Source organism: Nocardia sp. NPDC004718 (assembly GCF_053601535.1).
This window is the reverse complement of sequence record NZ_JBSGCA010000010.1, coordinates 73981-98908: the sequence shown is the minus strand read 5'-3', so window position 1 is coordinate 98908 and position 24928 is coordinate 73981. Positions and strand designations below refer to the sequence as shown.

The 24928-nt window shown below is 67.6% G+C and carries 25 protein-coding genes; 15 read left to right on the top strand and 10 right to left on the bottom strand.

The window, feature by feature from the left end; all coding sequences use genetic code 11:
* Positions 1-91: 91 nt before the first annotated feature.
* Complete coding sequence (locus ACWEH3_RS10525) at positions 92-2314, bottom strand: arylsulfatase (protein WP_450025314.1); 2223 nt, start codon at positions 2312-2314, stop codon at positions 92-94.
* Between the two features lies 1 nt (position 2315).
* On the opposite strand from ACWEH3_RS10525, the gene ACWEH3_RS10520 reads away from it, so the two are divergent.
* Positions 2316-2573, top strand: coding sequence for a hypothetical protein (locus tag ACWEH3_RS10520; protein ID WP_450025312.1), 258 nt, complete (start codon positions 2316-2318; stop codon positions 2571-2573).
* A 96-nt stretch (positions 2574-2669) separates the two neighbouring features.
* Here the strand turns inward: ACWEH3_RS10520 and ACWEH3_RS10515 are convergent, their stop codons facing one another.
* Both ACWEH3_RS10515 and ACWEH3_RS10510 read right to left on the bottom strand, forming a co-directional pair.
* On the bottom strand, positions 2670-4505 hold the full coding sequence (locus ACWEH3_RS10515) for an acyl-CoA dehydrogenase (RefSeq protein WP_450025310.1): 1836 nt from the start codon (positions 4503-4505) through the stop codon (positions 2670-2672).
* 216 nt (positions 4506-4721) lie between these two features.
* Positions 4722-5951: a TetR/AcrR family transcriptional regulator gene (locus ACWEH3_RS10510; RefSeq protein ID WP_450025308.1), complete on the bottom strand. Its 1230-nt coding sequence runs from the start codon at positions 5949-5951 to the stop codon at positions 4722-4724.
* Between the two features lie 219 nt (positions 5952-6170).
* Between ACWEH3_RS10510 and ACWEH3_RS10505 the strand changes: the two genes are divergently transcribed.
* Positions 6171-6683, top strand: coding sequence for a MarR family winged helix-turn-helix transcriptional regulator (locus tag ACWEH3_RS10505; RefSeq protein WP_450025306.1), 513 nt, complete (start codon positions 6171-6173; stop codon positions 6681-6683).
* A 266-nt stretch (positions 6684-6949) separates the two neighbouring features.
* On the top strand, positions 6950-8395 hold the full coding sequence (gene gndA / locus ACWEH3_RS10500) for an NADP-dependent phosphogluconate dehydrogenase (RefSeq protein WP_450025304.1): 1446 nt from the start codon (positions 6950-6952) through the stop codon (positions 8393-8395).
* 55 nt (positions 8396-8450) lie between these two features.
* Here the strand turns inward: gndA and ACWEH3_RS10495 are convergent, their stop codons facing one another.
* On the bottom strand, positions 8451-10409 hold the full coding sequence (locus tag ACWEH3_RS10495; protein ID WP_450025302.1) for a heavy metal translocating P-type ATPase: 1959 nt from the start codon (positions 10407-10409) through the stop codon (positions 8451-8453).
* A 94-nt stretch (positions 10410-10503) separates the two neighbouring features.
* Here ACWEH3_RS10495 and ACWEH3_RS10490 point away from each other — a divergent pair, with 94 nt between their 5' ends.
* A complete protein-coding gene (locus tag ACWEH3_RS10490) occupies positions 10504-10866 on the top strand; it encodes an ArsR/SmtB family transcription factor (RefSeq protein WP_450025300.1) in 363 nt (120 codons plus the stop codon).
* Between the two features lie 94 nt (positions 10867-10960).
* Complete coding sequence (locus ACWEH3_RS10485; RefSeq protein WP_450025298.1) at positions 10961-12352, top strand: DUF1214 domain-containing protein; 1392 nt, start codon at positions 10961-10963, stop codon at positions 12350-12352.
* A gap of 68 nt (positions 12353-12420) precedes the next feature.
* Here ACWEH3_RS10485 and ACWEH3_RS10480 read toward each other — a convergent pair whose 3' ends face one another.
* A complete protein-coding gene (locus ACWEH3_RS10480; RefSeq protein ID WP_450025296.1) occupies positions 12421-12762 on the bottom strand; it encodes an ArsR/SmtB family transcription factor in 342 nt (113 codons plus the stop codon).
* Between the two features lie 61 nt (positions 12763-12823).
* On the opposite strand from ACWEH3_RS10480, the gene ACWEH3_RS10475 reads away from it, so the two are divergent.
* Together ACWEH3_RS10475 and ACWEH3_RS10470 are read left to right on the top strand one after the other, a co-directional pair.
* Positions 12824-13162 carry a putative quinol monooxygenase gene (locus tag ACWEH3_RS10475; protein WP_450025294.1) on the top strand — a complete coding sequence of 113 codons (339 nt, stop codon included), beginning with the start codon at positions 12824-12826 and terminating at the stop codon, positions 13160-13162.
* 89 nt (positions 13163-13251) lie between these two features.
* A complete protein-coding gene (locus ACWEH3_RS10470; RefSeq protein ID WP_450025292.1) occupies positions 13252-14127 on the top strand; it encodes an LLM class F420-dependent oxidoreductase in 876 nt (291 codons plus the stop codon).
* 96 nt (positions 14128-14223) lie between these two features.
* Here ACWEH3_RS10470 and ACWEH3_RS10465 read toward each other — a convergent pair whose 3' ends face one another.
* From ACWEH3_RS10465 to ACWEH3_RS10455, 3 genes are all read right to left on the bottom strand, one after another.
* Positions 14224-14706 (bottom strand): adenosine-specific kinase, encoded by a 483-nt coding sequence (locus ACWEH3_RS10465; RefSeq protein ID WP_450025290.1) that lies wholly within the window; start codon positions 14704-14706, stop codon positions 14224-14226.
* Positions 14707-14784: 78 nt separating this feature from the next.
* Positions 14785-15552: a PP2C family protein-serine/threonine phosphatase gene (locus tag ACWEH3_RS10460; RefSeq protein ID WP_452358301.1), complete on the bottom strand. Its 768-nt coding sequence runs from the start codon at positions 15550-15552 to the stop codon at positions 14785-14787.
* A gap of 657 nt (positions 15553-16209) precedes the next feature.
* A complete protein-coding gene (locus ACWEH3_RS10455) occupies positions 16210-16500 on the bottom strand; it encodes a hypothetical protein (RefSeq protein ID WP_450018878.1) in 291 nt (96 codons plus the stop codon).
* On the opposite strand from ACWEH3_RS10455, the gene ACWEH3_RS10450 reads away from it, so the two are divergent.
* A complete protein-coding gene (locus tag ACWEH3_RS10450) occupies positions 16499-16684 on the top strand; it encodes a hypothetical protein (RefSeq protein ID WP_450018880.1) in 186 nt (61 codons plus the stop codon). The two genes, ACWEH3_RS10455 and ACWEH3_RS10450, sit on opposite strands and share 2 nt — an antisense overlap.
* Positions 16685-16941: 257 nt before the next feature.
* Positions 16942-18309 carry a hypothetical protein gene (locus ACWEH3_RS10445; protein WP_450018882.1) on the top strand — a complete coding sequence of 456 codons (1368 nt, stop codon included), beginning with the start codon at positions 16942-16944 and terminating at the stop codon, positions 18307-18309.
* Positions 18310-18328: 19 nt separating this feature from the next.
* Here ACWEH3_RS10445 and ACWEH3_RS10440 read toward each other — a convergent pair whose 3' ends face one another.
* Positions 18329-18667 (bottom strand): MmcQ/YjbR family DNA-binding protein, encoded by a 339-nt coding sequence (locus ACWEH3_RS10440; RefSeq protein ID WP_450018884.1) that lies wholly within the window; start codon positions 18665-18667, stop codon positions 18329-18331.
* Between the two features lie 216 nt (positions 18668-18883).
* Between ACWEH3_RS10440 and ACWEH3_RS10435 the strand changes: the two genes are divergently transcribed.
* The 5 genes from ACWEH3_RS10435 (at position 18884) to ACWEH3_RS10415 (ending at position 23984) form a co-directional block, all read left to right on the top strand.
* A complete protein-coding gene (locus ACWEH3_RS10435; RefSeq protein ID WP_450018886.1) occupies positions 18884-20434 on the top strand; it encodes an acyl-CoA carboxylase subunit beta in 1551 nt (516 codons plus the stop codon).
* A gap of 75 nt (positions 20435-20509) precedes the next feature.
* Entirely contained in the window at positions 20510-21967 is a 1458-nt protein-coding gene (locus tag ACWEH3_RS10430) for a lipase maturation factor family protein (protein WP_450018888.1), read from the top strand.
* 160 nt (positions 21968-22127) lie between these two features.
* Positions 22128-22271 carry a hypothetical protein gene (locus ACWEH3_RS10425; protein WP_450018890.1) on the top strand — a complete coding sequence of 48 codons (144 nt, stop codon included), beginning with the start codon at positions 22128-22130 and terminating at the stop codon, positions 22269-22271.
* 84 nt (positions 22272-22355) lie between these two features.
* Complete coding sequence (locus ACWEH3_RS10420) at positions 22356-23432, top strand: mechanosensitive ion channel family protein (RefSeq protein ID WP_450018892.1); 1077 nt, start codon at positions 22356-22358, stop codon at positions 23430-23432.
* 60 nt (positions 23433-23492) lie between these two features.
* Complete coding sequence (locus tag ACWEH3_RS10415; RefSeq protein WP_450018894.1) at positions 23493-23984, top strand: methyltransferase domain-containing protein; 492 nt, start codon at positions 23493-23495, stop codon at positions 23982-23984.
* A gap of 52 nt (positions 23985-24036) precedes the next feature.
* Here ACWEH3_RS10415 and ACWEH3_RS10410 read toward each other — a convergent pair whose 3' ends face one another.
* Entirely contained in the window at positions 24037-24537 is a 501-nt protein-coding gene (locus tag ACWEH3_RS10410; RefSeq protein WP_450018896.1) for a metallophosphoesterase family protein, read from the bottom strand.
* A 136-nt stretch (positions 24538-24673) separates the two neighbouring features.
* On the opposite strand from ACWEH3_RS10410, the gene ACWEH3_RS10405 reads away from it, so the two are divergent.
* Positions 24674-24898 carry a hypothetical protein gene (locus tag ACWEH3_RS10405; protein ID WP_450018898.1) on the top strand — a complete coding sequence of 75 codons (225 nt, stop codon included), beginning with the start codon at positions 24674-24676 and terminating at the stop codon, positions 24896-24898.
* Positions 24899-24928: the final 30 nt, after the last annotated feature.

Genomic DNA, 24928 nt, shown 5'->3' with positions numbered 1-24928 from the left:
CTTCCCGCGCGCTGTCGAGGACAGCCGGATCCCACGGTCGCGGGTGTGGTGACGACCCGGGTGCTGGCAAGCGCGGCGGGCACGGTATCGGTTACTGCCGAGCCATGTGCATGCGCATCTCGCTCTTGGCGTCCGTCGTCAGTTCCCCGGAGAGGTCCACGACGACCGTGCGCAACGTGCCGGTGAACCGGAAGGGCGGCCGGTAGTCGGGCACCACCGCGGAGCCCGGGTTGGCGCCGCAGGTCATCCCACCGGGGTTGAACGCGACCGGCGTGATGAACGGGAAATCGGCTTCGCCTGCCGGGCTGCGGTCGATGTAGAGCCGGGCGGTGCCAGGGGTGCCCTTTCCATTGCCGAAATCCGGTGCGCCGGTGGGTTCGAATTCGAAGCGCAATTCGTGGCGGCCTTCCGGGATGGTTCGTGTCGAGGCGACGCGGTGCACGGTGCGCTGCACGTAGTTGTGGGCGTAGTGCAGGTGGCCGTCTGCGACGAAGAAGGTCCAGCCTCCGGCATTGGTGCCCTGGCACAGCAAGACGCCCTCGGCGCCGCCGGACGGGATCTCCACTTCGGCGGTGACGCTGTGCGGGCGGTTCAGTACCCGCGGCGAGACGGCGGCAGGCAGCGTCTCGGTGTCCGGGCGCAGGGTGTATCGGGTCTGCGCGGGCGTGATCTGCGGGCGCTCGGCGAGCAGGCGTTGCAATCCGCTGCCGTCGATCGGCAGCACGTCGTAGCGGCCTGCTTCCACATACCACAGGGCGATCATCTCGTTGAGTTTGTCTCGACGTTCAGCGGCGAGGTCACGGGTCTCGGCGAAGTCCTCGGCGACGTGGTAGAGCTCCCAATCGTCGGCGTCGAGGCGGCCGAGGTCATCGGCCGTGATCGGCGTGCCGAACGGCCGGTCCGCTTCGGCGAAGGACGGGCCCGGCCAGGGGCACACGGCCCGCCAGCCGTTGTGGTCGATGGCTCGGTGGCCGAGCATTTCGAAGTACTGCGTGTGGTGCCGGGTCGCCGCGGTGGAATCGTCGAAAGTGTGGGCGAAACCGACACCATGCAAGGGGGACTGGGATACGCCCTTGATGGTGTCCGGCGGTTCGAGGCCGAAAGCGTCGAGGACGGTGGGAACGACGTCGATCAGGTGCGCGTACTGGGTTCGGATCTCACCCTGTGCGGTGATGCCCCGAGGCCAGTGGACCAGGAAGGGATCGCTGACGCCGCCGCGGTAGGTTTCGCGTTTCCACCGCCGGAAGGGAGTATTGCCCGCCCAGGTCCAACCCCACGGATAGTGGTTGAACGTGGTCGGACCGCCCAGCTCGTCGATGGCGCGCAGGCTGTCCACGATCGGTTCCGGGGCGTTGTTGAAGAACTGCAGTTCGTTCGTGGTTCCGGTGACCCCGCCCTCCGGGCTGGCGCCGTTGTCGGACACGAGCATGAGCAGGGTGTTGTCCAGCTGGCCGATCTGGTCGAGGAACTCGAGCAGTCGTCCGATGTGGTGGTCGGTATGGGTGAGGAATCCGGCGTAGACCTCCATCATTCGTGCCGCCAGGCGGCGTGCGTCGGCGGACAGCGCAGTCCATTCGGGCACATCCGGATCGCGGCGGGAAAGCCGCGCGTCCGGTGGTACGACACCGAGCTCGCGCTGCCGGTCGAACGTGTATTCGCGATAGGCGTCCCAGCCGCCGTCGAATCGGCCGCGGTAACGGTCCGCCCACTCCCTCGGCACGTGGTGCGGCGCGTGTGTGGCGCCGGTGCAGAAGTTCAAGAAGAACGGCTTGTCCGGAGCGACCTGTTTGGCGCCGGCGATGAAGGAGATCGCCTTGTCCACCAGGTCGGCGGTCAGGTGGTAGCCATCCTCCGGGGTGGCGGGCGGCTCGACCTGATGGTTGTCGTAGACCAGATCCGGATACCACTGGCTGGTGTCGCCGCCGAGGAATCCGTAGAACCGCTCGAAGCCCCGCCCGAGCGGCCAACGATCGTAGGGGCCTGCGGCGGATTCCTGCTCCGACGGCACCAGATGCCATTTGCCGACCATGTAGGTGTTGTAGCCGTGCTGCAACAGCATCTCCGAGAGGAATCCGTTCTCGAATGGAATGTTGCCGTTGTAGCCCGGATACCCGGTGGCGATCTCCGTGATGCCCGCCATGGCGTTGGCGTGATGATTACGCCCGGTGATGAGACAGGAACGCGACGGTGAGCACAACGCCGTCGTGTGCATATTGTTGTACAGCAGGCCGCCTGCGGCCAACGCGTCGAAATGCGGCGTGGAAATGGGACTGCCGTAACATCCGAGCTGTCCGAATCCGGTGTCGTCGAGCACGATGAACACCAAGTTCGGTGCGCCGGGCGCCGCCCGCACCGGTTGTGGCCATGCGGGATTCGACACATCCGTCGTTCGCCCGATGATTCCCGGAAAAGCCGTTCCCCGTTTGTATTCTTCCAGTGACATCTACCCGCCCTCCGTCCTGCGGATCGGACTGGACGCCGGCCCGATTCCCCGAATGAACGCATGCGGTGCCACCGTGCCGACGAGCGGTGCCGCGGTGGCACGTGCGGAAATTATTGCGACGGCACAGTGAAAATGCTAGACGACGCGGGCACGGCTGTCAGTGGGCGAAAATTCCGGCCACCGCATCGAATGCGGTGGCCGGTGCGATCGTGCTGTCTCAGCCGGATCAGAATGCCGCTTCGTCGAGATCCATGACGCTGATGTCGACGTCGGAGATGACCGACCATTCCGCGCTGAGGTGCGGCAGGACAGTTTTGGCGAAGAACGACGCGACGGCGATCTTGCCCGCGTAGAAAGCGCGGTCTCCGCCGCCCGGCTCGGCATCCAGGGCCGCGGCGGCGATCTCGGCGGCGACGATCAGACGCCAGGCGATGAGGAGATCGCCGACGGCGAGCAGGAACCGGACGGAATTCAGTCCAATCTTGTACAACTCGGTGGGTTGCTGCTGGGCGGCGATCAGGTGCTGGGTGAATCGGCCCGCCATGTCCTGGACATCCTCCAGCGCGGTGGCCAGCAGCACCTTCTCGGTCTTGAGCCTGCCGTTGCCCACGCTGGATTGCGCCGTGTCCCGGATCTTGCCCGCGATGTGCGCGAGCGCGACGCCGCGGTCGCGGGCGATCTTGCGGAAGAAGAAGTCCTGCGCCTGGATCGCGGTGGTGCCCTCGTAGAGCGAGTCGATCTTCGCGTCGCGGATGTACTGCTCGATCGGGTAGTCCTGCAGGAAGCCCGAACCGCCCAGAGTCTGCAGCGACTCGGTCAGGTACTGGTAGGCCCGCTCCGAGCCGACGCCCTTGACGATCGGCAGCAGCAGGTCGTTGACCCGCGCGGCCAGGTCGGCGTCCGCCCCCGAGATGTGCTGCGCGACTACGGCGTTCTGGTGACCGGCGGTGTACAGGTACACCGCGCGCAGGCCTTCGGCGTAGGCCTTCTGCATCATCAGCGACCGGCGCACGTCGGGGTGCCGGGTGATGGTCACCTTCGGTGCGGACTTGTCCGCCATCTGGGTCAGATCGCTGCCCTGCACCCGGTTCTTCGCGTATTCGAGGGCATTGAGATAGCCGGTCGACAAGGTGGCGATGGCCTTGGTGCCCACCATCATCCGAGCTTCCTCGATGACGTGGAACATCTGCGCGATGCCGTTGTGCACCTCGCCGACCAGCCACCCCTTGGCCGGGATGCCGTGGCCGCCGAAGGTGAGCTCACAGGTGGCGGACGCTTTCAGGCCCATCTTGTGCTCGACGTTGGTGACGAACACGCCGTTGCGGTCGCCCAGCTCACCGGTCTCGTGGTCGAAGTGGAACTTCGGTACGAAGAACAGCGACAGGCCCTTGGTGCCCGGTCCGGCACCCTCGGGGCGAGCCAGCACCAGGTGGGCGATGTTGCCGAACAAGTCGTCGGCGTCGGCGGAGGTGATGAACCGCTTCACGCCCTCGATGTGCCAGGTGCCGTCTTCCTGCTCGATCGCCTTGGTGCGACCGGCGCCGACGTCGGAACCGGCGTCGGGCTCGGTCAGCACCATGGTGGCGCCCCAGTTGAGTTCGGTGATGAATCGCGCCCAGCGCCGCTGCTGCTCGGTGCCGATGCCGTCGATGATGTGGGCCATCATCGGCCCGGTGAGATACATGTAGGCCGCGGGCTGCGCCCCGAGCACGAATTCGCTGATGGCCCAGCTGACCATCGAGGGGGCGGGCACTCCGCCGACCGCCTCGGACTTGCCGACGCGCCACCATTCGGCGTCGTACCAGGCGCGCACCGCCTTCTTGAACGACTCCGGCAGGCTGACCGAGTGGGTGGCCGGATCGAAAACCGGCGGGTTGCGGTCGGTTTCGGCATACGGTTCGGCGACCGGCCCTTCGGCCAGGCGCGCGGCCTCCGCCAGCATCGATCGCACGGTGTCGCCGTCCAGGTCCCCGAACGCTCCGGTCCGCAGGATGTCGTCGAGTCCGTACACCTCGAACAAATTGAACTCGAGGTCACGCACGTTGCTCTTGTAATGGCTCACGAGCCAGGGCCTTTCGAGAAACGGCCGGTGTACCGGCGAGGGATTCGGCGGGCGCACGGATAGGTGCTCACCCACGGCACACTGTGCGGCACCGATGACGCGAAAGCAATCTTATGTTAATAACCACTAAGTAGATGGTCGGATGTCCAACGGCGTTCAATCCGCTGCTAGCACGTAATTGGCGCAGCTAAGTTAATGTTCGCTAAGTGGTGCAAATCACTGCGCGGGGGCGCGGCCGGGATTTCCCGCCGTTTCGATCCGCTCCCCGATGGCCACGAGGACGTCGACGAGATCGGCGCGCCGCCGGAAGCGGGGATTGCGTACGGCATCGATGACGACGGTGACGATCGCGCGGCTGAGCACCCGCGCGACGGGCGCGGATAGATCCGGCCGCACCGCCTGCAGCATGCGGGCCCACTGGGCGATGCCGTCGAGGCGCACCCTCCGGTAGCGCTGCACCCCGTCGCCAGGAAGATGCCGGGTCTCGCTGACCGTGATCGCCAGGAGGTCGGGTTCGTCGACGCCCAATTGCGCGAAGCTGCGCATGAGCGAGCGCAGGGACTCCTCGGCGCTGCGGCCCTCGGCGATCGCCCGGGCGAGCAGCAGTCGGAGCCACTCGTCCTGACGCCGGACGATCTGGTCCAGCAACTCCGCCTTGCTGGAGAAATGGTGATACAGGGCGGGTCCGGTGACGCCGACGGCCGCACCGATGTCCTCGATGCCCACCGCGGCATAACCGCGGGTGCTGAACAACCGCGCCGCCTCGGCGAGCATTCGCTCCGAGCGCAGCGCTCGGTCCAGTGCGGTGTTGCCGATCTCGGTGCGCGGTGGCCGGCTCGGCGCGTGGCCGTCCGGGTGTTCGGGCATCCGGGTCGTGATCACCGCCGCGACGGCCGCGTCGAGCACTTGCGCGGCGGCAGGCGCGGGCAACTCGGCGCGGTGATAGGAGGGGCTGACCGCGATCGACAGCACGCACCAGCTCAGCAGTTCGACATCGGCCGCGCTCAGTTCGGGTCGGCGTAGGTGGATCGTGTGTCGTAGGTAGCGGGTGAGCCGCGCGGCGCGGAGGAGCACCGCGGTCTTGTCGGCGGCGGTCAGATTGCGGAACTCCAGTTGCCACAGCCGCGGCAGGCCGCGCAACTCCAGCGCGACCCGGACCAATTCGGCCGTTACCGCGGCACCGGAGTCATCGGCGCGATAGGCGGCGTCCAGCCGGTTCAAGGTGTCGTCGAGGCCAACCAGCAGGCATTGGCCCAAAAGTTGCTGTTTGTTGCGGAAGTGTCGATACAACGCCGTCGCCGAGATGCCCACCGCCGCCGCGATGTCGGCCATCGTCGTGCCGTAATAGCCCCCGTGCGTGAAGGCGTCGACCGCGGCGTCCAGGATCATCTCGCGCCGACGAGGTGGTCTCCGCCGTGGTTGTCCGCTGTTCGCCTGTGTGCCCATCGCGGTCAGTGTCGCGCATCGGACGGTCCGCACCGGCTATCGGGTCGACCGGGGAGGCCGACCCGATAGCTGGTGCGCCGTGGCGATCGGTCGCGGCCACCGGTCCGTATGACGATTTCGTCACGGGCCACGCCGATGTCCTACTGTCGAGTAGGCTTCCCGCAGCTATCACCAGCCCGGGGATCGTTGTCCCACCAGGTAAGCAGAGGGAGCCCGCCCGTGAGCGCTGACACCGCGGACGCCACAGCACTGTCCACCATCGCGGCCCGCCTGCGCATTGCGACGACCGTCATCCTGCGGCGCGCCCGGAGAGATCCCGACGAACGGCGGCTGTCCGCGACGCAATGGGCGGTCCTGGGACGGCTGCATCGATACGGCGCCATGGCCGCGATCGACTTGGCGCGGCTGGAGATGCTGCGGCCGCAGACGATGCGCAACGTGGTCGACGGCTTGCGCGACCAGGGTCTGATTGTCGGTGTGCGCGACCCGAACGACGGACGCCGGGTGAATCTGACCCTCACCGACGAAGGTCGCGCGTGGGTGTGCGGACATCAAGCGTCCGCAAACGACGCGCTGGCGCAAGCGTTGTCGGAGAGTTTGCGGACGGGTGAGTTGCACAAGGTCGGCGAGGCGCTGGATCTGCTCGAGCGCATCGCCTACGGTGACCGGGGAGCGGATGCGCTGATCGCGGGCGGTCTCGGCGCCGGGTCACTGGTGGCCGACTCGCGATGACTCGGCCGCCGCCCGGCCGTTTCCAGCAGCGCCCGGGAGGCGTGCCGCAGGTGCCGTTCGGCGAGTGAGTAGAGCAGGGCGTCCGAGCACCTGGTCATGGCGCGGCCACCGAGTCCACATCGAGCGGGTGAGCGGCTCGTGATGCGCTCCGAGCCCGCACCGGCGGGGTGGGTAAGGTCTGAAGCGTCGTGGAACGGACGCCACGATGCCGCCGCCGAACAGCTTCGCGCGGACGCGCCGCCCTGTCGAACGAAGAGAGCTGATTGATGCCGACCTCTACAGCGCGCGCACAGATCGGGGTCACCGGTCTGGCGGTCATGGGTAGCAACATCGCACGGAACTTCGCCAGGCACGGCTATACCGTCGCGCTGCACAACCGCAGCATCGCCAAGACCGACGCACTGCTCGAGGCCCACGGCGACGACGGCGACTTCGTGCGAACCGAAACGATCGAGGAGTTCGTCGCCGCGCTGGAGAAGCCGCGCCGGGTGCTCATCATGGTGAAGGCAGGCGCCCCGACCGACGCGGTCATCGAGGAACTCGCGGACGCGATGGAGCCGGGCGACATCATCATCGATGGTGGAAATGCCCTCTACACCGACACCATTCGGCGGGAAGCCGCGATGCGCGAGCGCGGGCTGAACTTCGTCGGAGCGGGCATCTCCGGTGGCGAGGAGGGCGCCCTCAACGGCCCCGCGATCATGCCCGGCGGCCCCGAGGAGTCCTACGACTCGCTCGGGCCGCTGCTGGAATCCATCGCGGCGAAGGTCGACGGAACGCCCTGCTGCACCCACATCGGCCCGGACGGCTCCGGACATTTCGTCAAGATGGTGCACAACGGCATCGAGTACGCCGACATGCAGCTGATCGGTGAGGCCTACCACCTGTTCCGCGACGCGCTCGGTTTCGACGCCAAACAGATCGCCGACGTGTTCACCCAGTGGAACTCCGGCGACCTGGAGAGCTACCTGGTCGAGATCACCGCCGAGGTGCTGAACCAGGTCGACGCGAAGACGGGCAAGCCGCTGGTCGACGTGATCGTCGACGCGGCGGAGCAGAAGGGTACCGGGCGCTGGACGGTGAAGTCCGCGCTCGACCTCGGCGTGCCGGTGACCGGAATCGCCGAAGCGGTGTTCGCGCGGGCGCTGTCCGGTTCGCGCGAGCAGCGCAAGGCCGCGCGGGGTCTGGCTTCCGGGCGGCTGGCCGACAAGCCCACCGACGTGGAGCGGTTCACCGAGGACATCCGGCAGGCGCTCTACGCCTCGAAGGTGGTCGCCTACGCGCAGGGCTTCGACCAGATCGCCGCGGGCAGCGCCGAATACGACTGGAACCTGCGCCCGGGCGATCTCGCGACGATCTGGCGCGGCGGCTGCATCATCCGCGCCCGGTTCCTCAACCGGATCAAGGACGCCTACGACGAGAACCCGGCGCTGCCGAGCTTGATTCTCGCACCGTACTTCCGTGAGGCGATCGAGACGGCCATCGACAGCTGGCGCCGCGTTGTGGCCACCGCGACACTGCTCGGCATTCCGGTTCCCGCGTTCGCGTCGTCGCTGTCCTACTACGACGCCCTGCGCGCCGAGCGTCTCCCGGCCGCGCTCACCCAAGGGCAGCGTGATTTCTTCGGCGCGCACACCTACGAGCGGGTGGACGCCGAAGGCAAGTTCCACACGCTGTGGAGCGGGGACCGCAGCGAGGTTCGCGCCGACTAGCCGGACGCGCTGTCGCAGTGCGGGATTCGCTTCCGCACTGCGACAGCGGTCGCTGTTACTCCCGTGATCCGGCAGCTCGCTCCCACGCACCCCGGCGGAGCAGGCGTAGCCCGTTGAGCCCGACGAGGACGGTGGATCCCTCGTGCCCGGCGACGCCGAGGGGGAGCGGCAGGGTCCCGGCGAGGTCCCAGACGACCAGCACGCCGATGCAGGTGGCGGCGATGGCCAAGTTGGCGCTCACCACCCGTCGCGCCTGCCGGGACAACGCGATCACCGCCGGGATCGTGGTCAGGTCGTCGCGCACGACGACGGCGTCCGCGGTCTGCAAGGTGAGGTCGGATCCGGCGCCGCCCATAGCGATGCCGACCTCGGCCGCGGCGAGCGCCGGGGCATCGTTGATGCCGTCACCGACCACGGTCAGTTTCCGCCCGTCTGCCTGCAACTCGCGCACCGCGATCATTTTGTCGCCGGGCAGCAGCTCCGCCCGGACGTCGCTGATGCCGACCCGCGCGGCGAGCCGATCGGCGGTGGCGGTGTTGTCGCCGGTCAGCAGTATCGGCGCGCTGCCGGTCAACGCGGTCGTCGCGCGCACGGCCGCCACCGCTTCGGGCCGGAGCTGATCGGTCAGTGCGAGCACTCCGATCGGTTCGTGCTCGCAGGTCACGACCACGGCGGTGTAGCCGCTCGCGTGGAAGGCGTCGACAGTTGTGTGGGCCTCGCGGGCGGGTTCCCACGCGGCGGGGGAGCCGACGCCGATGAGACGGCCACCGACACGGGCGGTCACGCCGCGACCGGGGTGGGCCGTGAACTCGGTGACCTCGGGCAGCCGCAGCTCTCGGTTGCGGGCCGCGCGCACGATCGCCGCCGCGAGGGGGTGCTCGCTCGGGTGCTCGGCCGCCGCGGCGAGCCGAAGCACCTCGGCGTCGGTGAATCGCTGGTCCAGGCAGCGGATCTCGGCGAGTTCCGGGATGCCGCGGGTCAGGGTGCCGGTCTTGTCGAAGGCGACGTGCGTGGTGGCGCCGAGCTTTTCCATGACCACCGCGGACTTGACCAGGACACCGTGACGCCCCGCGTTGGCGACGGCCGCCAGCAGGGGCGGCATGGTGGCCAGCACCACCGCGCAGGGGGAGGCGACGATCATGAACGTCATCGCGCGCAGCAGCGCTCGCCGCACGTCGTCACCGAGCAGCAGCGGGATCGCGAACACCGCGAGGGTGACCGCGACCATGCCGACGGAGTAGCGCTGTTCCACCTTCTCGATGAAAAGCTGGGTGCGCGCTTTGGTTCGGGCCGCCTGCTCGACCAAGGCGGCGATGCGCGCTACCACCGAGTCCCGCGCGCGGCGCACGACACGGATGCGCAGGGCGCCCGTGCCGTTGAGGGTGCCCGCGTACACCTCGTCGCCCTCGGTTTTGTTCACCGGCAACGGTTCGCCGGTGATGGTGGCCTGATCGACCTCACTGCCGCCGGAGAGGACGGTCGCGTCCGCGGCGATCCGCTCGCCGGGCCGCACCACGAGGACGTCTCCGACGCGCAGTTCGGTGGCGTGGACCGTCTCTTCCTCGCCGTCGCGCCCGACCCGGGTCGCGGTGTCGGGTGTGAGGTCGAGCAGTCCGCGCACCGAGTCCTCGGTCCGGGCGGTGGCCAGGGCTTCCAGTGCGCCGGAGGTCGCGAAGATGACGATCAGCAACGCGCCGTCGGTGATCTGGCCGATGGCCGCCGCACCGATCGCCGCGGCGACCATGAGCAGGTCGACGTCGAGCGTCTTGTCGCGGAACGCCTGTAGGCCGGCCCACCCGGGTTCCCAGCCGCCTGCGGCGTAGCAGGCCAGGTACAGGCCCCAGCGCAGCCACTGGGGGCCATCGGTCAGCTGCACCGCCAGCCCGGCGCAGAAGAAGACCACGGCCACTGCGGCCCAACGCGCTTCGGGCAGGGCGAACAGCCTGGTCCGGCGCACGGGCACGCGACCGGAGGGCGGAGTCGGACGGGTCGGCGCGAGCGTCGGCGCGGCCACGGGTCACCTCCAGAACGGCAACGAACAGACGGCCCGAGCCATACCAGAACACATGAACACGTCTTCATTTGTTCCTAGAGTATGCTGTTCAGTCATGGGACACGGCGTCGATGGCAGGGACCGCCCCGCCGTGCGCTTGGATCCCGAATCGGCCACCCATGTGGCGACCACATTGCAGGCGCTGGCCACACCGAGCCGCTTGATGATCCTCACCGAACTGCGCCAAGGGCCGCTGCCGGTGAGCGCGCTGGCCGATGCCATCGGCATGGAACAGTCCGCCGTCTCCCACCAGCTTCGGCTGCTGCGCAATCTGGGTCTGGTCACGGGCACTCGCACCGGCCGCAGCATCGTCTACAGCCTCTACGACAACCACGTCGCTCAACTGCTGGACGAGGCGATATACCACAGCGAACACCTGCGCCTCGGCTTGTCCGACCGTCCTGAGGCCGCGGTCTGACCTACCCTGCGCACTGGCGATCCCGGCTGCTCGGCAAGTCTTTCACCCGCTTCGGGTGATGTCGGCCCGGTACGGCGGTGGCACCGTCCAGGAAATGACGGCCCCGGCGATGGTGGACACCCGGTACGAGTTCGCGAATGGCTATCCGATCGAGTCTTCCGCGACTCGGGCCTGGGACGACAGCGTGTTCCAGCGCGCCGTGGTCGCGTACCGGTTCTGGTATCCGACCGTGTCGATGGAAGGAATCTTCAACGGCAACAGGGAGATCGGACTGAACGACAACCGCGCGGTCGGAATCGCCTCGACCGGGCCGCGGCATATCGGGTTCACTCTGAATTCCGATACCCCGTATGGTGCCGCGGTGCTGGATCTGTCGGCGGGGCCGATGGTGGTCGAGCTGCCGCCGGGACCCTATATAGGCCTGGTCGACGATCATCATCAACGGTGGATCACCGATCTCGGCATTCCCGGGCCCGACCGAGGGCAGGGCGGCACTTACGTCATCGTTCCTCCCGGCTACGCGGGGGCGCTGCCGGATCGGGCGCACGTCGGGCGATCCGCGTCCTTCAAAGTGCTGCTCGTCGTGCGCGCGCTGCCGCTCGGTGGCGACCTGGCCGAGGCGATGGATGCGCTGCGGGCGGTCCGGGTGCGTCCGCTCGAGGAGGCGGGCGCGGTGCTGGACATCATCGACACCACCGAGGTGGCCATGGACTCCACCTGTTTGTGCTGGGAAGCCGACATCTCCTACTGGCGGGTGCTGCACGGGATTCTCGAGACGGAGCCGGTGGTGCCGGAGTTCTTACCGATGTACGGGCTGCTCGGGGCGATCGGTCTCGAGCGAGGCGCTCGGTTCGCGCCCGACCGCCGGTCCGCGGCGCTGTTGACGGCCGCGGCGCGGACCGGGCGCGGTCAATTGCTCGTCTCCGCGTTCGCCAGTGGCCGGCCGGACCGCATGGCCTGGCCGGACCGTCGCTGGGAATGGGTGGGACCGGTCACCGACAACGGCGACTTCCGGACCGCCTCCGGTCTCGACCTCGAAGCGCGCGACCGGTGGTTCGCTCAAGCGATCATCGCCTCACCGGCCATGTTCCGGCGGCAGGTGGGCGGCGGATCGCTGTATTGGCTCGCCGTGCGGGACGGGCGAGGGGATTACTTGGACGGCAGTGCCACTTACACCCTCGATATACCGCGGCCGGTGCCAGCCGGGCTGTTCTGGTCCGTGACGGTCTACGACGCGCAGACCCGCTCGCAGGTCCAGGCCGACCAGGGCAAGGCCGCCCTCCGGTCGCTGTTCGAGTTGCGCGACCTCCCGCCCGACGGCCCCGTACGGCTGCACTTCGGCCCCATTCCTCCTGACGGCGCGGAGACCCGCTGGCTGCAAACCGTCCCCGGCCGCGGATGGTTCGCCTATCTGCGCATCTACGGACCCGAGGAAGCGGCGTTCGACCAGACTTGGCGGCCCGGCGATTTCGAGCGCACGAGCTGATCGAGTGTGGGCGACGGCCTCGTCGCTCGGCCTATGGGGGCGGGAGGGCAGCGCTTGCGTCTCATCGATCAGGCCGATGTCTCCGGCGAAGATCGGCGGTCCGGGATTTCCGCGCGGAGCAACTCGATCAAGCCAGGGAATCGGTGCTGGAGTTCGGCTCTGCGTAGTTGGGCCATATTGCTGTTGCCGCGATCGACCTGACGGATCAGCCCGGCCTGGCGAAGAATCCGAAAGTGATGTGTGAGTGTCGCTTTCGACACCGGGAGGCCGAATGAACTGCAATGGCGCTCGGTGCCGTCGGGCTCGGCGAGGAGCGTGAGGATCACCTGGCGGCGATGCCGATCGGCGAGCGCGGCGAACACCGAACCGAGTTCCATCTCCTCCGGTTCGGGCTGATCGCTGCCGGGCACGGTGAACCTCCTCCATAGGTACGTCTTGCATCGTACCTCAGTGGCCGCTAGCGTCCGAGGTATGAAAAATCTCGTACCTGATGACGCGCCCTACGTCCTCGTCGGTTTCGCCCACCCCAAACCGGAGCGCGCGGCGGAGCTGCGTGAGCTGCTGCTGTCCTTCGTCGAGCCGACGCGCGCCGAAGAAGGTTCGTTGGAGTATCACTTTCACGAGGACAAGGACCGGCCGGGCACGTTCGTCTTCTACGAGGTATGGCGGTCCAAGGAGGATCTCGATCGCCATTTGGCCCTGCCGCGCATGCGGGCGTTCTGGGACAACCGCATGGACTACCTCGAACGGGATCTCGACATCCGCTGGCTGTCGATGCACAGCGCGTATCCGCGCCCGGTCGCAGGCTGACAACCTGATCGATCCGCTGCTTGACCTGGAGCGCGCTCCAGCACTTAGGGTGCGCTCATACAGGGTTGACCAGCAGAAGGGATCACTTCATGGAGCTCGGTTTTCACATACCAATCTTCGATATCGACGGTGGCACCACCGCCATCGCCGGTGAGCTGGCAAGGGTGGGCGCGGCGGCGGAGGAATCCGGCGCGACGTGGCTGTCGTTCATGGACCACTACTTCCAGATCGAGCCGACCGGCCTGCCCGCGGAGGCGAACATGCTGGAGGGGTACACGACCCTCGGCTACCTGGCCGCGCACACTTCGCGCATCGACCTCGGACTGCTCGTCACCGGCGTGACCTACCGTCATCCCGGTCTGCTCGCCAAAATCGTCACCACCCTCGACGTCCTGTCGGGCGGCCGGGCGGTCCTCGGGATCGGCGCCGCGTGGTTCGAGCGCGAGCACCGCGGGCTCGGTGTGCCGTACCCGCCGACCGCCGAACGGTTCGAGCGGCTGGAGGAGACGCTGCGCATCTGCCGCCAGATGTGGGACCCGCAGGACAACGGGCCGTTCGACGGGAAGTACTACCAGCTGGCCGAGACGCTGTGCTCGCCGCAGCCCATCAACCGGCCGAAGGTGCTCATCGGCGGCGGGGGAGAGCGCAAGACGCTGCGATTGGTCGCGCAGTACGGCGACGCCTGCAACCTGTTCGGCTCATCGCCTGCGGACGTCGAGCACAAACTCGACGTGCTGCGCGGGCATTGCGACGACGTCGGTCGCGACTATGACGAGATCCGCAAGACGATCATCGCCAACAACCCGCGGCCGAGCCCGGAAAACCGCGACGAATTCGTCCGGCAGATGGCGGACTACGCCGAACTCGGCATCGAGACCGCCATCGTCACTCCGACCACCGGCTCACCGGCGGCATGGATCGATGGCATGGCGCCTGCCGTCCCGCAACTGGCGGAACTCGGCTGAGGTATCCGGCGCGGGCCCGGATCGTTTCCGGGATTCCAGGCCCAGCCGGTGCGCCGATCATCGGTGCGCGCCGTACGAACCGGCGGGGCAGCGGTCCTACAATTTGTAGCCGATCTGACGCAACAGCTGCTTCCGGGCCGCCTGGTCGTCGGCATCTTCCACGCCGAGCGGCGCCGAACCGTCGATCACTCCGATGATTCCTCTGCCGAGTTCGGTTTCCGCGATCAGAACCTCGACGGGATTGGCTGTGGCGCAGTAGATTCCGCAGACCTCCGGGACCTGCTGCACGGCGTTCAGCACGTTGACGGGGTAGCCCTCGCGGAGAAAGACGATGAACGAGTGTCCCGCACCGATGTCGACCGCGTTCTTGGTGGCGAGCTCGACGAGTGCGTCGTCGTTGCCGGAGCGGCGGACCAGGCGCGGTCCGGAGGCCTCGCAGAACGCCAGTCCGAAGCGCAGGTGCGGACCGACTCCGACCAGCGCCTCGTGCAGGTCTTCCACGGTCTTGATGAAATGGGACTGTCCGATGACGACGTTGAGATCATCCGGTTTGTCGATGCGCACGGCTGTCAGCTCCACAGCGACATACTGCGCCCCGACGGCGTCGATTCATAGCATTTCGACATTTGTTCCGCGCGTCGCGAACGGGTCCCGTGATCACCCGCCGTGGGTGCCCCCCGGCCGGAAAGGCAGGTCCACGACCAGGGCGGTGGCGTTGTCCCTTCCACCGGCCAGGAGGGCGGCATCCACCAAAGTGTTCGCGATCGTGGGGGCCGCGTCGCCCTGCGCGAGGATGGCTTTGACCGCGGCGATGCCGAGTGGCTTGTGTACGCCGTCGGTGCTCAGCAGCAGTCTGCCCGTGCTCGACCCGGTGGCGGCGTATCCGATCGCGTCCGGCCGCACGGTGCGCGCCGAGGTGGTGACCAGATGATCCATTCGCGGGGTGGAGGCGAGCCCACGGGTGCGGTACAGCTCGGCGACGGTGTGGTCGGTCGTGATCTGGTGCAACACCCGCCCGTTCCAGCGATACGCGCGACAGTCGCCGACCCACGCCACCTCGCAGGGTCCATCGGGCTGATCGGCGGCCGGAAGCACCGCGACCACGAGCACGCTGTCGGCCGAAGGCTCCGGGACCTCGCGCAGGAGTTCCTCCTGGGCCGCGAGAATTCCCGCGCGCGCTCCGTCGGCGGCGGCGGAGCGCGCCGCCGCGGCGGCGACCGTGCGTGCCGCGCGGGCTCCGAGCAGATGATCTCCGATGCCGTCGGCGACGACGTACGCCGTCGCTCCGGTCACGGCGTCGGTCTCGATCGCCACCGCGTCGGCGTTGATCGACCGTGACGCGCGCCGACTGGCCGAAGCGCCGGTCGGGCCGCCCAGCCGCGGTGTCGGGATCCGCGGCATGCTCGCGGTGGTACCGGTAAACACGAACTGGTCTCCTCGTTGCTGGGCTCTGAGTGCTGCCGGCCAGCACCCTTCAAGGACACCGCATCAGTATTTGGACTTGGCGAGAGTCCGTTGTGTGAACGCTGAGAATTCGCTTTCGATCAGGTCACGACGGGCGTCCCGCCCGGTGGCGCCGCCCGCCTTCCGGCCGGAGCAGACGCTGCCGCCGGTGGGTGGACGAAGGGCGCATTGACCGATCACCGCTGTACCTTGTGCCGCAGTCCACAGCGCGGGATGCATTTCGCAACAGTGTTTCTGGATTCCGGCAATCGCTCGGCTCACTGTTCGTTGCTCGGCGCATTTACGTTCTCGGCTGTGCAGCAGGGGTGCGCGCAGCGCACAAATCACCGAAGCCGGTCACTTTTGTCCGGTTTGTTCGGCTCTCGCCGCGCAATTCGACGGATATCTGCGGCGACCGCAAATTCGGAGCCGTCGGCTCGTTACGTCCCAGCGCGGCTGCCGGACCGGTGCGTGTCCATGTCTGTTCGGCGCTGACGCAGCCGACAACCTTTCTGCCACAGATCAATCGACGCGCCGAGTCGGGTCGTGCAGCGGATCCGCCGGCGTCCGGCAACGCGCGCCGCCCCATGCGAAGGGGTGTTCAGGAACGGAGTACCACGTGGTCATCAGTCCGCTGGCCTACGATTCGCGCCGCGGCTGGTCCCGCCGCGCGGAGGTGTGCCCACCCCGGTGCTCGTGGTCGCCGCGATGGTCGGCATCCAGCTCGGCGCGGTCATCGCCGAGCACCTGTTCACACTCGCGTCGCCGGTAACGGTCGCGTGCGGCCGGATCATGCTCGCGGACGTGTCCGCCGTGCTGCTGTGGCGGCTTGGCGGCCGAGGCGGCGTCGGCCGTGCACTCGTCGCTGCTGCCGCATGCCGTCGAGATGGCGGCCGTGCGCCGGATCACGCCCGCGGTGTTCGGCGTCATGATGAGTTCGGAGCCCGTGGTGGCCGCGGGCGTCGGGCTGCCGTTGCTCGGCGCGCAGATGCGGGCGGCGCAGTGGTCGGGTATCGGCCTGGTGGTCGTGGCGTGCGCAGGAGTGGCGCGGGGTTCCCGTGCCGACGCCGTCGCGATCGGGCGTATGCCGAAATGGCGGTGTCCAGCGCTGTAGACAGGACAACACAGGTTTTCCGGATGTCGGCATCGTTCACGTGTTTCCGTCGCGGCTACCCACAGACATGATGACTAGGCAGAATGCATTCCGCACGCGACGATTTCGCTAGCGGGAGAAGTTGTCGGTGACGTAGACAACATCCGAAACTCGGTTGATTTCCCCGCATTACCGGCGGGTACGTGATCGAATGCTCTGCAACTGATGTCGCGAACCCATGTGATGCACCGGGTTCAGTAATCCGGGAGGTTGTGGCTGTGGCCGACGCAAGCGTGCCCACGCTGCGTCCGTCCGAGCTGGAGAGGTTGGCTCAGCTCGACGAACACAACGAACTTTCCGCCGACCAGGTGCGATCGAGTTCGCAGCGGCTGGGCGTGCCGGAGGAGGACCTGTGGCGGTGGCTGGAGGACCGCCGCAGTGCGTCCGCGCCCACCAGACGCATCGATGTCCCCGACCCTCCGACCGCCCACGTCGATGTTCCCGACCCGCCCACCACACGTGTCGATGTTCCCGACCCGCCGACCACGCGCATAGATGTCCCTGATCCGCCGACCACCCGGATCGATGGCCCTGAGCCACCGACCAGGCACGTGGGGTATGGGGAGAGCAACCACCGGCAGTCCCGCATCATCACGCTTCCCGAAGCGGCCGGAGGCGGGCTGCTTCCGCAGATCTCCGACGGGGACGTCACCACTTTCCGGGCCGATGCCTACCGGAGCCTGCCGTCGGAAGAATTCGCGCGCATCGACGCCGTCTACGCCGACGGGATCCAGCTGGCCTGCCGGTGGCTGGCCGAACACACCGGGCGACCGTGCAGGCACGACCTGAACCAGAACGGCGTCGGCAGCTGGCTGGGACCGCGCGGGGCCGGCCTGGCCGAATACATGCTCTCGGTGCTGCAACCTCGCCTCAGCGTGCCGGACCGCTTCCAGCAAGGCGCCGGTCTGGTGGACGAGTGGAACGACATTCTGAGCCTGTACCGATTCCTCGGCGGCCTCGTCGCCGACAGCCCCAGCCGCGGGCACACGATCACGCGCCTGCGCGGCGCGCAAGCGGCGTTCCTGTTGCACGGAATGCGCCTGGATCTGCCGCCGGACCTGGCCTACTCGGTCGGGCCGGGGCTGACGACGGTTCCGATCGACGACGACCTGGTCGCCCGGGTCCGGGCCAGGACCGCCGATCCGGTGGACGCGGCGGCGATCGTCACCGCGCTCTTCACCGGCGCCACCGCGATGGAACTCAACGCGATCCCCTGCGTCGCACTCGCCGCGGACGCGCTGATCTTCAACGGCCCGATCGGTTACACCCACGCTCCGGACCTGTACGTGTGGGTGATTCCGCCGTCGGCGCGCCCTCTGCTGTACGAAGCCCGCATCCACCAGGAATCACGCCCCACACCGAACACCAAGCTGTTCGCCGGCGCCATCGGCGGAGCCGGTTTCCGCCTCCGCAGGCTCGCCGCGGCGTGCGAGGTTACGCTGCCGGATCTGTACCACTGGCATCACAGCTGGATCCGCGAAGCCGGACTGCTCCGGAAGTCCGAACAATCCACACCGGTCCGGAATACCGATCTGCTCTTCGGCCTGAAACTCGCGCCACGGCCACGCCGCCGCCGCGCACGCTGACGCCGGGGCGTCGAGCAGGTCACCCGGCGTCGTCGAACAGATGCCGTGGCGCGGCCTGCCGCCACGAGTCCTGCACGATGGCTTCGAGTTCCTCCCGGTCGTCGAGGGCGGTCAGCCGCGCACGGACCCAGGCGTTGCCTGCTTCGTGCGCGGCGATCCAGAACTTGTCCGGTTCGGCGACGACGAGTTCGTCGCGGTCGGCGATGGGGCAGCGGACCGCCATCGAGGTCTCGGACTCGGGAAGGGTGAGGAACAGCTTGCCCGCGACCCGGAAGGTCGGCATCCCCCAAGTGAATTGTTCGGATGTCTCCGGTAGTGACAGCGCGAAGGCCCGGACATCGTCCCCGGTGAAACTCATGCACCGAATCCTGCCAGCTCGCAAGGGAAGTCTGGGATGCGGTCGGATCATGTGCGGAGATTGCCCACGCGATGCCGGGCCGATCCATAGGGCACCGTGCCAACGCGGCCGTCCGCGCGTTGTGAGCTACCCAGTAATCCCCTCGGCGCCACGGCGTTCGCCGTCCAGCCCCCTATCGTCTGCGCAACAGCCAGTGAGGTCGAGAGGCAGTTTCGGATGGTCGGCACGCGCGAGAAGTTGGAGCAGTTGCGGGGCACCCTCGCGATCGCCGAGGAACCTGCCGGTGCGTCCGGCATCGCGAAACGACAGAACAAAGGCATCCCCAGTGCCCGCGAGCGGGTGCGATCGCTGCTCGACCCGGGAACGTTCGTCGAGATCGGCGCACTCGCGCGCACGCCGGGAGCGCCGGACGCGAAGTACGGCGACGGAGTGGTCACCGGGCACGGTCGCATCGACGGACGGCCGGTCGTGGTCATCGCGCACGACCAGACGGTCTACGGCGGCTCGGTCGGCGAGATGTTCGGCCGGAAGGTCGCCCACATCCTGAAGTTCGCCTTCGAGAAGGCGTGCCCGGTGGTGGCGATCAACGATTCCGGTGGCGCCCGGATCCAGGACGCGGTGACTTCGCTGGCCTGGTTCGCGCACATGAGCCGGCGCCAGGAACGGCTGTCCGGGTTCGTTCCGCAGGTCTCCATCATGCTCGGCAAGTGCGCCGCCGGTTCGGTGTACGGCCCGGTGAACACCGACGTGCTCGTCGCGACCGAGAACTCCTACATGTTCGTCACCGGACCCGAGGTGATCAAAACGGTGACCGGCGAGGACGTGACCGCGGAGGAGTTGGGCGGCGCCCACGTGCAGGCGCGCAACGGCACGATCCATCACGTGACCGCCACCGAGCAGGAGGCGTTCGACTGGGCCCGCAAATACCTGAGTTACCTGCCGTCGAGCTGCCTGGAGGAGGCTCCGATCGTGAACCCGGGCCTGGAACCCGAGATCACCCCCACCGATCTCGAGCTCGAGTCGATCATCCCGGACTCCGACCGCGAGGGATACGACATGCACGAGATCCTGCTGCGCATCTTCGACGACGGCGATTTCCACGAGATCCGTTCGGCCACCGCGGCGAATCTGATCACCGGCTTCACGCGGGTGGACGGCCGCAGCGTAGGTGTCGTCGCCAACCAGCCGCTGGTTCTCGGCGGCGCGGTCGACGCGAAATGCTCCGACAAGGCAACGCATTTCATCCGGCTGTGCAATGCCTTCGGCATTCCCTTGGTGTTCGTGGTCGACACTCCCGGCGTGCTCCCCGGTGTGGAGGAGGAGCGCAACGGTGTCATCGTCCGCGGCGGTCGCGTGTTCCGCGCGATCATCGAGGCGACCGTGCCCATCATCAACGTGGTGGTGCGCAAGTCCTACGGCGGCGCGTACGGCTTCATGGCATGCAAGCAACTCGGCGCCGACATCAGCTTCGCCTGGCCCACCGCCCGCATCGCGGTGATCGGTGCGGAGAGCGCGGTCGACATCGCGGGCAGGCGTCAGCTGTCACAAGTGCCGGAGGAACAGCGCGCGGCCGTACGAGAGTTCATGATCGACCAGTACAACGCTACCGTGGCGACGCCGTGGATCGCGGCGGAACGCGGATACATCGACGCCGTCATCGAACCTTCCCGGACCCGGCTGGAAATACGGCACGCGCTGCAGCTCCTGCGGGAAAAAGAGGCGGCTGCCGAACACAACCCGCGCAAGCACAGCCTGTACCCGATGTAGTAGCGGTTTCCCTGCCGCCGGGCCGGGTATGCGCCCGGATGGGAACGAAGGTCCGCGGTCGGAGGAGTTGCGGGCATGGACTGGTTCACCGCATCCGAATATTGGTTGAGCAGGCAGCTGCTGACTCGCGGTGTCGCAGCCGTCTACCTGATCGGCTTCGTGGTCGCCGCCCGCCAATTCCGGGCGCTGATCGGGGAGCACGGCATGCTGCCCGTGCCGCGCTGGCTGGCCCGGCGCTCCTTCCGGCGCACGCCGAGCATTTTCCATGCCCACTACTCCGACCGGTTCTTCGCCGTCGTGTCCTGGTTCGGTGCGGCGTTGGCCGCGGCGATGGTGGCCGGCGCCGCCGATCTGGTGCCGCTATGGGCAGCGATGCTGATGTGGGCGCTGTTGTGGGTGCTCTACCTGTCGATCGTCAACGTGGGGCAGGACTGGTACGCGTTCGGGTGGGAGTCACTACTGCTGGAATGCGGGTTCCTGGTGATCTTCCTCGGCAACGACCGCACCGCGCCGCCGGTGCTGGTGCTGTGGCTCGCCCGCTGGTTGCTGTTCCGGGTGGAGTTCGGCGCCGGACTGATCAAACTGCGCGGTGACCGGTGCTGGCGCGATCTGACCTGCCTGTATTACCACCACGAGACGCAGCCGATGCCGGGGCCGCTGAGCTGGTTCTTCCACCATTTGCCCAAGCCGCTGCACCGGGCGGAGGTACTGGGCAACCACTTCGCGCAGCTCGTCGTGCCCTTCGGGTTGTTCGCGCCGCAGCCGGTGGCGAGTATCGCTGCGGCGGTCGTGGTAATCACCCAGCTGTGGCTGGTGCTGTCGGGCAATTTCGCCTGGCTGAACTGGCTGACGATCGTTCTCGCGTGCGGCGCCGTGAGCGGGTCCGCGGCCTCGTCGGTCCTCCCGGTGCCCACGGCGCCCTCGCTGCCGGGACCGCCGGCTTGGTTCACCGGCCTGGTCATCGCGTTCGCCGCGTTGGTGGTCTTCCTGAGTTACCGTCCCGCCCGCAATCTGATCTCGAGTCATCAGGCCATGAACCGGTCTTTCGACCCCTATCACTTGGTCAACACCTACGGAGCCTTCGGCAGTATCGGCCGCACCCGTTACGAGGTGGTCGTGGAAGGCACCGACGAGCCGGCCGTCACCGACCGGACGCGGTGGAAGGAATACGAGTTCAAGGGCAAGCCCGGTGATCCGCGCCGGCTACCGCGCCAATGGGCCCCGTACCATCTGCGGCTGGACTGGCTCATGTGGTTCGCCGCCGCCTCACCGCGTTACGCGCAGTCGTGGCTGGGCGCCTTCTTGATACGACTGCTGGAAAACGACGCGGCCACGCTGCGACTGCTACAGAACAATCCGTTCCCGCAGGCCGCCCCGCGCTTCGTCCGGGCGCAACTGTATCTCTACCGCTTCACCACACCTCGCGAATTGGCTCGCACCCGAGCGTGGTGGGACCGCACGCTGGTGACCCGGTACGTTCCGCCCCTCTCCCTGGACGACCTGCATTACGGCAGCCGTTCCGGTCGGCAATAACGCGTTGGTCGGCTCCACCGCGGGCCGAGAATCCCTGCCGGACAGCGGCTTGCGCTCGAAGCGCACGCCGCGGGTGGCATTCGCCACAACGGGCGTGGCGAAGATCGACAGAGAAACCGGGTATGCGCCCGAAAGACGCAATCGACCGAAGGAGGATGTCATGTCCATCTCGGCCTCGCGCTCGCAGTATCGCACCCGACGCGCCGGCAGCGGCTATCCCGGCACGGAGCTTCCCGTCGAATGGACCATCGCGGCATGGGTTCTGGTGCTGACGGTGCTCACCATCGCGCTGGCGCTCCTGTAAGACACCGTCTCGGCCCGGCTGAAGGGCCGCTTCACCGGAGCCGGAATCGAAGCATCGCATTGCATTCAGAAGGAGTTCGATCCGTTGGAGGAAATACTACGGCCGCTCATCGTGGTTCTCGGCACGGTGGCCATCACCGTGACGGCCGGTCTGCTGATCGATCGCTTACTGCGTTACAGCGCCCGCCGACGTCCGGGCAACCAGCTTCCCACCCTGTTGCGCCGGGTGCAGCTACCGATCCAGGTGCTGCTCGGCGCGATGGCCTTGCACGCCACCTACCCGTTGGCCCACCTGGATCTGCGCCAGGACGCGATGATCGGGACCGTCCTGGTGACGGCGGCGATCATGGCAGCGGCATGGAGCGTCATCCGTGCCGCCGACGCGGTCGCGGAGAACACCCTGCGCTCGTATGCCCGGCGCACCCAGGACATCACGCGGGTGCGGCAACTGCGCACCCAGCTCGGCCTGGTCCGCCGGATCGTCACCTCGGTGCTGGTGGTCACGACCGCCGCCGTCGTGATCCTGCTGCTGGTGCCGAGCCTGCGGACCCTGGGCACCTCGCTGCTGGCCTCGGCGGGGGTGATCGGCATCATCGCCGGTGTCGCCGCCCAGTCGACACTGAGCAACCTGATCGCCGGATTGCAGATCGCGTTCGGGGACTCGGTCAAGATCGGGGACACCGTTGTGGTGGAGGGAGAGTGGGGCATCGTAGAGGAGATCACCCTCGCGTTCCTCACCGTCCGGATCTGGGACGACCGCAGGCTGACCATGCCGGTCTCCTACTTCAACAACAAGCCGTACGAGAACTGGTCGCGTGGCGGGCCGCAGATCACCGGGACGGTTTTCCTGTACCTGGACCACAGCACACCGGTGCCGCTCTTGCGTGAGCACTTGCAGGAGTATTTGCGAACGCGCGCGGATTGGGACGGTCGCGCCTGGGGTCTGCAGGTCACCGACAGCACGCCGACGAACATCGTGGTGCGCGCGACGATGTCGGCCGCCGACGCCGACGACGTGTGGAACCTGCGCTGCGCGGTCCGCGAGGAAATGCTCGACTGGCTCGGCCGCAACCACCCCTACGCCCTGCCCAAGATCTCCACCGCGATCACCGAGACCGCCACCGATCGTCATCTGGCGCTGGCGGGCGACCGCGGCGACTGAGGTTACTATCGAGTTTCCGTGTCGGTCCCGGACGAGTTCCGGGACGAAGGGGGGCCGATCATGACCGAAACCGCCGACGGGGTCACAGACGACCTGTTCGCCGGAGCCACTTGGCACTACGCACGCTACCGGCCGGACTCTCCGCGGCGGTTCTTCGATGAGCTCGTCCGGCGCCTGCGTCTCGACGGCGCCGGACGCCTCCTCGATCTGGGCTGCGGCACAGGCCAACTCACCGTCCCGCTCGCGCGGCACATGGCCGACGCGGTGGGCATGGATCCCCGAACCCACGGTGCTCGTCGAAGCCACCCGCCGTGCGGAAGCCGCCGGGATTGCGAACGTCGCGTGGACGCAAGGCGGTTCGGCGGATCTACCCGCTGGGCTCGGCCGCTTCCGGCCCTCGTGACCATGGGCCGGTCGTTCCATCGGATGCTTCTCGGTGACCGGCGGACCGCTTTCGAACAGCTGGTCACCGACACATCGCTGGCGATCGACCCGGGCGGATGTTTCATCGAACGGGTGACCCTGGAAGTGCTGACCGCGACCAGACGCTGAGGCGAGTGCGCACCGTGGGAAGCCGGCGATCGGAGTGCGGTGCGCCGAGAGGTCAGCGGTTCGGGACGGTGTGCAGCGTTACCCTGCTCAGCCGCCCGGATTGTATTCGCGCGGTGAGATAGGTGTGTTCCGGTTGGCGGCGGCGGTCGGTCGGCGAGCCGGGATTGAGCAAGCGCAACCCGCTGTCCGCGACGCTGTCCCACGGAATGTGGCTGTGGCCGAAGACGAGTACGTCGGTATCCGGGAAGTTCCGGGCACAGCGTTCCTCCCGGCCCTTCGCGGATCCGGTTTCGTGTACCACCGCCAGCCGGAGTCCGTCGAGTTCGGCACGGGCGACCTCGGGCAGCCGCGCACGCAGCTCCGGACCGTCATTGTTGCCGTACACGCCGACGAGGCGCGCGCTACGTGCCTCCAGGCGGTCCAGCAAGGCGGCCTCCACCCAGTCGCCCGCGTGCACGACCACGTCGGCGGCGTCGACCGCGCGCCAGAGCAACTCCGGCAGATCCCGCGCACGCTTGGGCACGTGCGTATCGGAGATGATGAGCAACCGCATGGTGACCGGTCTACCACGGTTGCGGCGGAGCGCCGATTGTCCCGGTCGTTCGACAGGCGACGTGGCAGATCGCTAGTGTGATATCTATCACACCATCTCGGGCTGCCCGGTCGAGATTGGACCTCCGGTCGTGGGTATGCCGGGCGTGACGGTGACGCAGTACAGCGCACCGGTGCGCCAGTTTCCATCGCGTTGTCCGGGAGGGCTTGTGTCTTCGATGCTTTCGTTTCTCATGCTCATGCTGATGCTGCCGGGGATGGCGACCGTCGCTGCGTATGTGACGGTGGCGATCAGTGTGTGGCTCGAGGAGCGTCGCGATGCCGCCGACCCCGTGGTCGCGGTCGAAGCGCGCCGCTCGTAGGCCGGGCCGGTCCGAACTCAGGGCAGGCCT

What these genes read in the sequence shown, in the direction of transcription:
- gndA (WP_450025304.1), top strand. Translation starts at nt 6,950, where the DNA reads ATGCCGACCTCTACAGCGCGCGCACAGATCGGGGTCACCGGTCTGGCG.
- ACWEH3_RS10455 (WP_450018878.1), bottom strand. Translation starts at nt 16,500, where the DNA reads ATGACGCCGAACACCGCGGGCGTGATCCGGCGCACGGCCGCCATCTCG.
- ACWEH3_RS10510 (WP_450025308.1), bottom strand. Translation starts at nt 5,951, where the DNA reads ATGGGCACACAGGCGAACAGCGGACAACCACGGCGGAGACCACCTCGT.
- ACWEH3_RS10520 (WP_450025312.1), top strand. Translation starts at nt 2,316, where the DNA reads ATGAACACCAAGTTCGGTGCGCCGGGCGCCGCCCGCACCGGTTGTGGC.
- ACWEH3_RS10470 (WP_450025292.1), top strand. Translation starts at nt 13,252, where the DNA reads ATGGAGCTCGGTTTTCACATACCAATCTTCGATATCGACGGTGGCACC.
- ACWEH3_RS10405 (WP_450018898.1), top strand. Translation starts at nt 24,674, where the DNA reads ATGCCGGGCGTGACGGTGACGCAGTACAGCGCACCGGTGCGCCAGTTT.
- ACWEH3_RS10430 (WP_450018888.1), top strand. Translation starts at nt 20,510, where the DNA reads ATGGACTGGTTCACCGCATCCGAATATTGGTTGAGCAGGCAGCTGCTG.
- ACWEH3_RS10450 (WP_450018880.1), top strand. Translation starts at nt 16,499, where the DNA reads ATGATGAGTTCGGAGCCCGTGGTGGCCGCGGGCGTCGGGCTGCCGTTG.
- ACWEH3_RS10490 (WP_450025300.1), top strand. Translation starts at nt 10,504, where the DNA reads ATGGGACACGGCGTCGATGGCAGGGACCGCCCCGCCGTGCGCTTGGAT.
- ACWEH3_RS10440 (WP_450018884.1), bottom strand. Translation starts at nt 18,667, where the DNA reads ATGAGTTTCACCGGGGACGATGTCCGGGCCTTCGCGCTGTCACTACCG.
- ACWEH3_RS10485 (WP_450025298.1), top strand. Translation starts at nt 10,961, where the DNA reads ATGACGGCCCCGGCGATGGTGGACACCCGGTACGAGTTCGCGAATGGC.
- ACWEH3_RS10425 (WP_450018890.1), top strand. Translation starts at nt 22,128, where the DNA reads ATGTCCATCTCGGCCTCGCGCTCGCAGTATCGCACCCGACGCGCCGGC.
- ACWEH3_RS10410 (WP_450018896.1), bottom strand. Translation starts at nt 24,537, where the DNA reads ATGCGGTTGCTCATCATCTCCGATACGCACGTGCCCAAGCGTGCGCGG.
- ACWEH3_RS10435 (WP_450018886.1), top strand. Translation starts at nt 18,884, where the DNA reads ATGGTCGGCACGCGCGAGAAGTTGGAGCAGTTGCGGGGCACCCTCGCG.
- ACWEH3_RS10415 (WP_450018894.1), top strand. Translation starts at nt 23,493, where the DNA reads ATGACCGAAACCGCCGACGGGGTCACAGACGACCTGTTCGCCGGAGCC.
- ACWEH3_RS10475 (WP_450025294.1), top strand. Translation starts at nt 12,824, where the DNA reads ATGAAAAATCTCGTACCTGATGACGCGCCCTACGTCCTCGTCGGTTTC.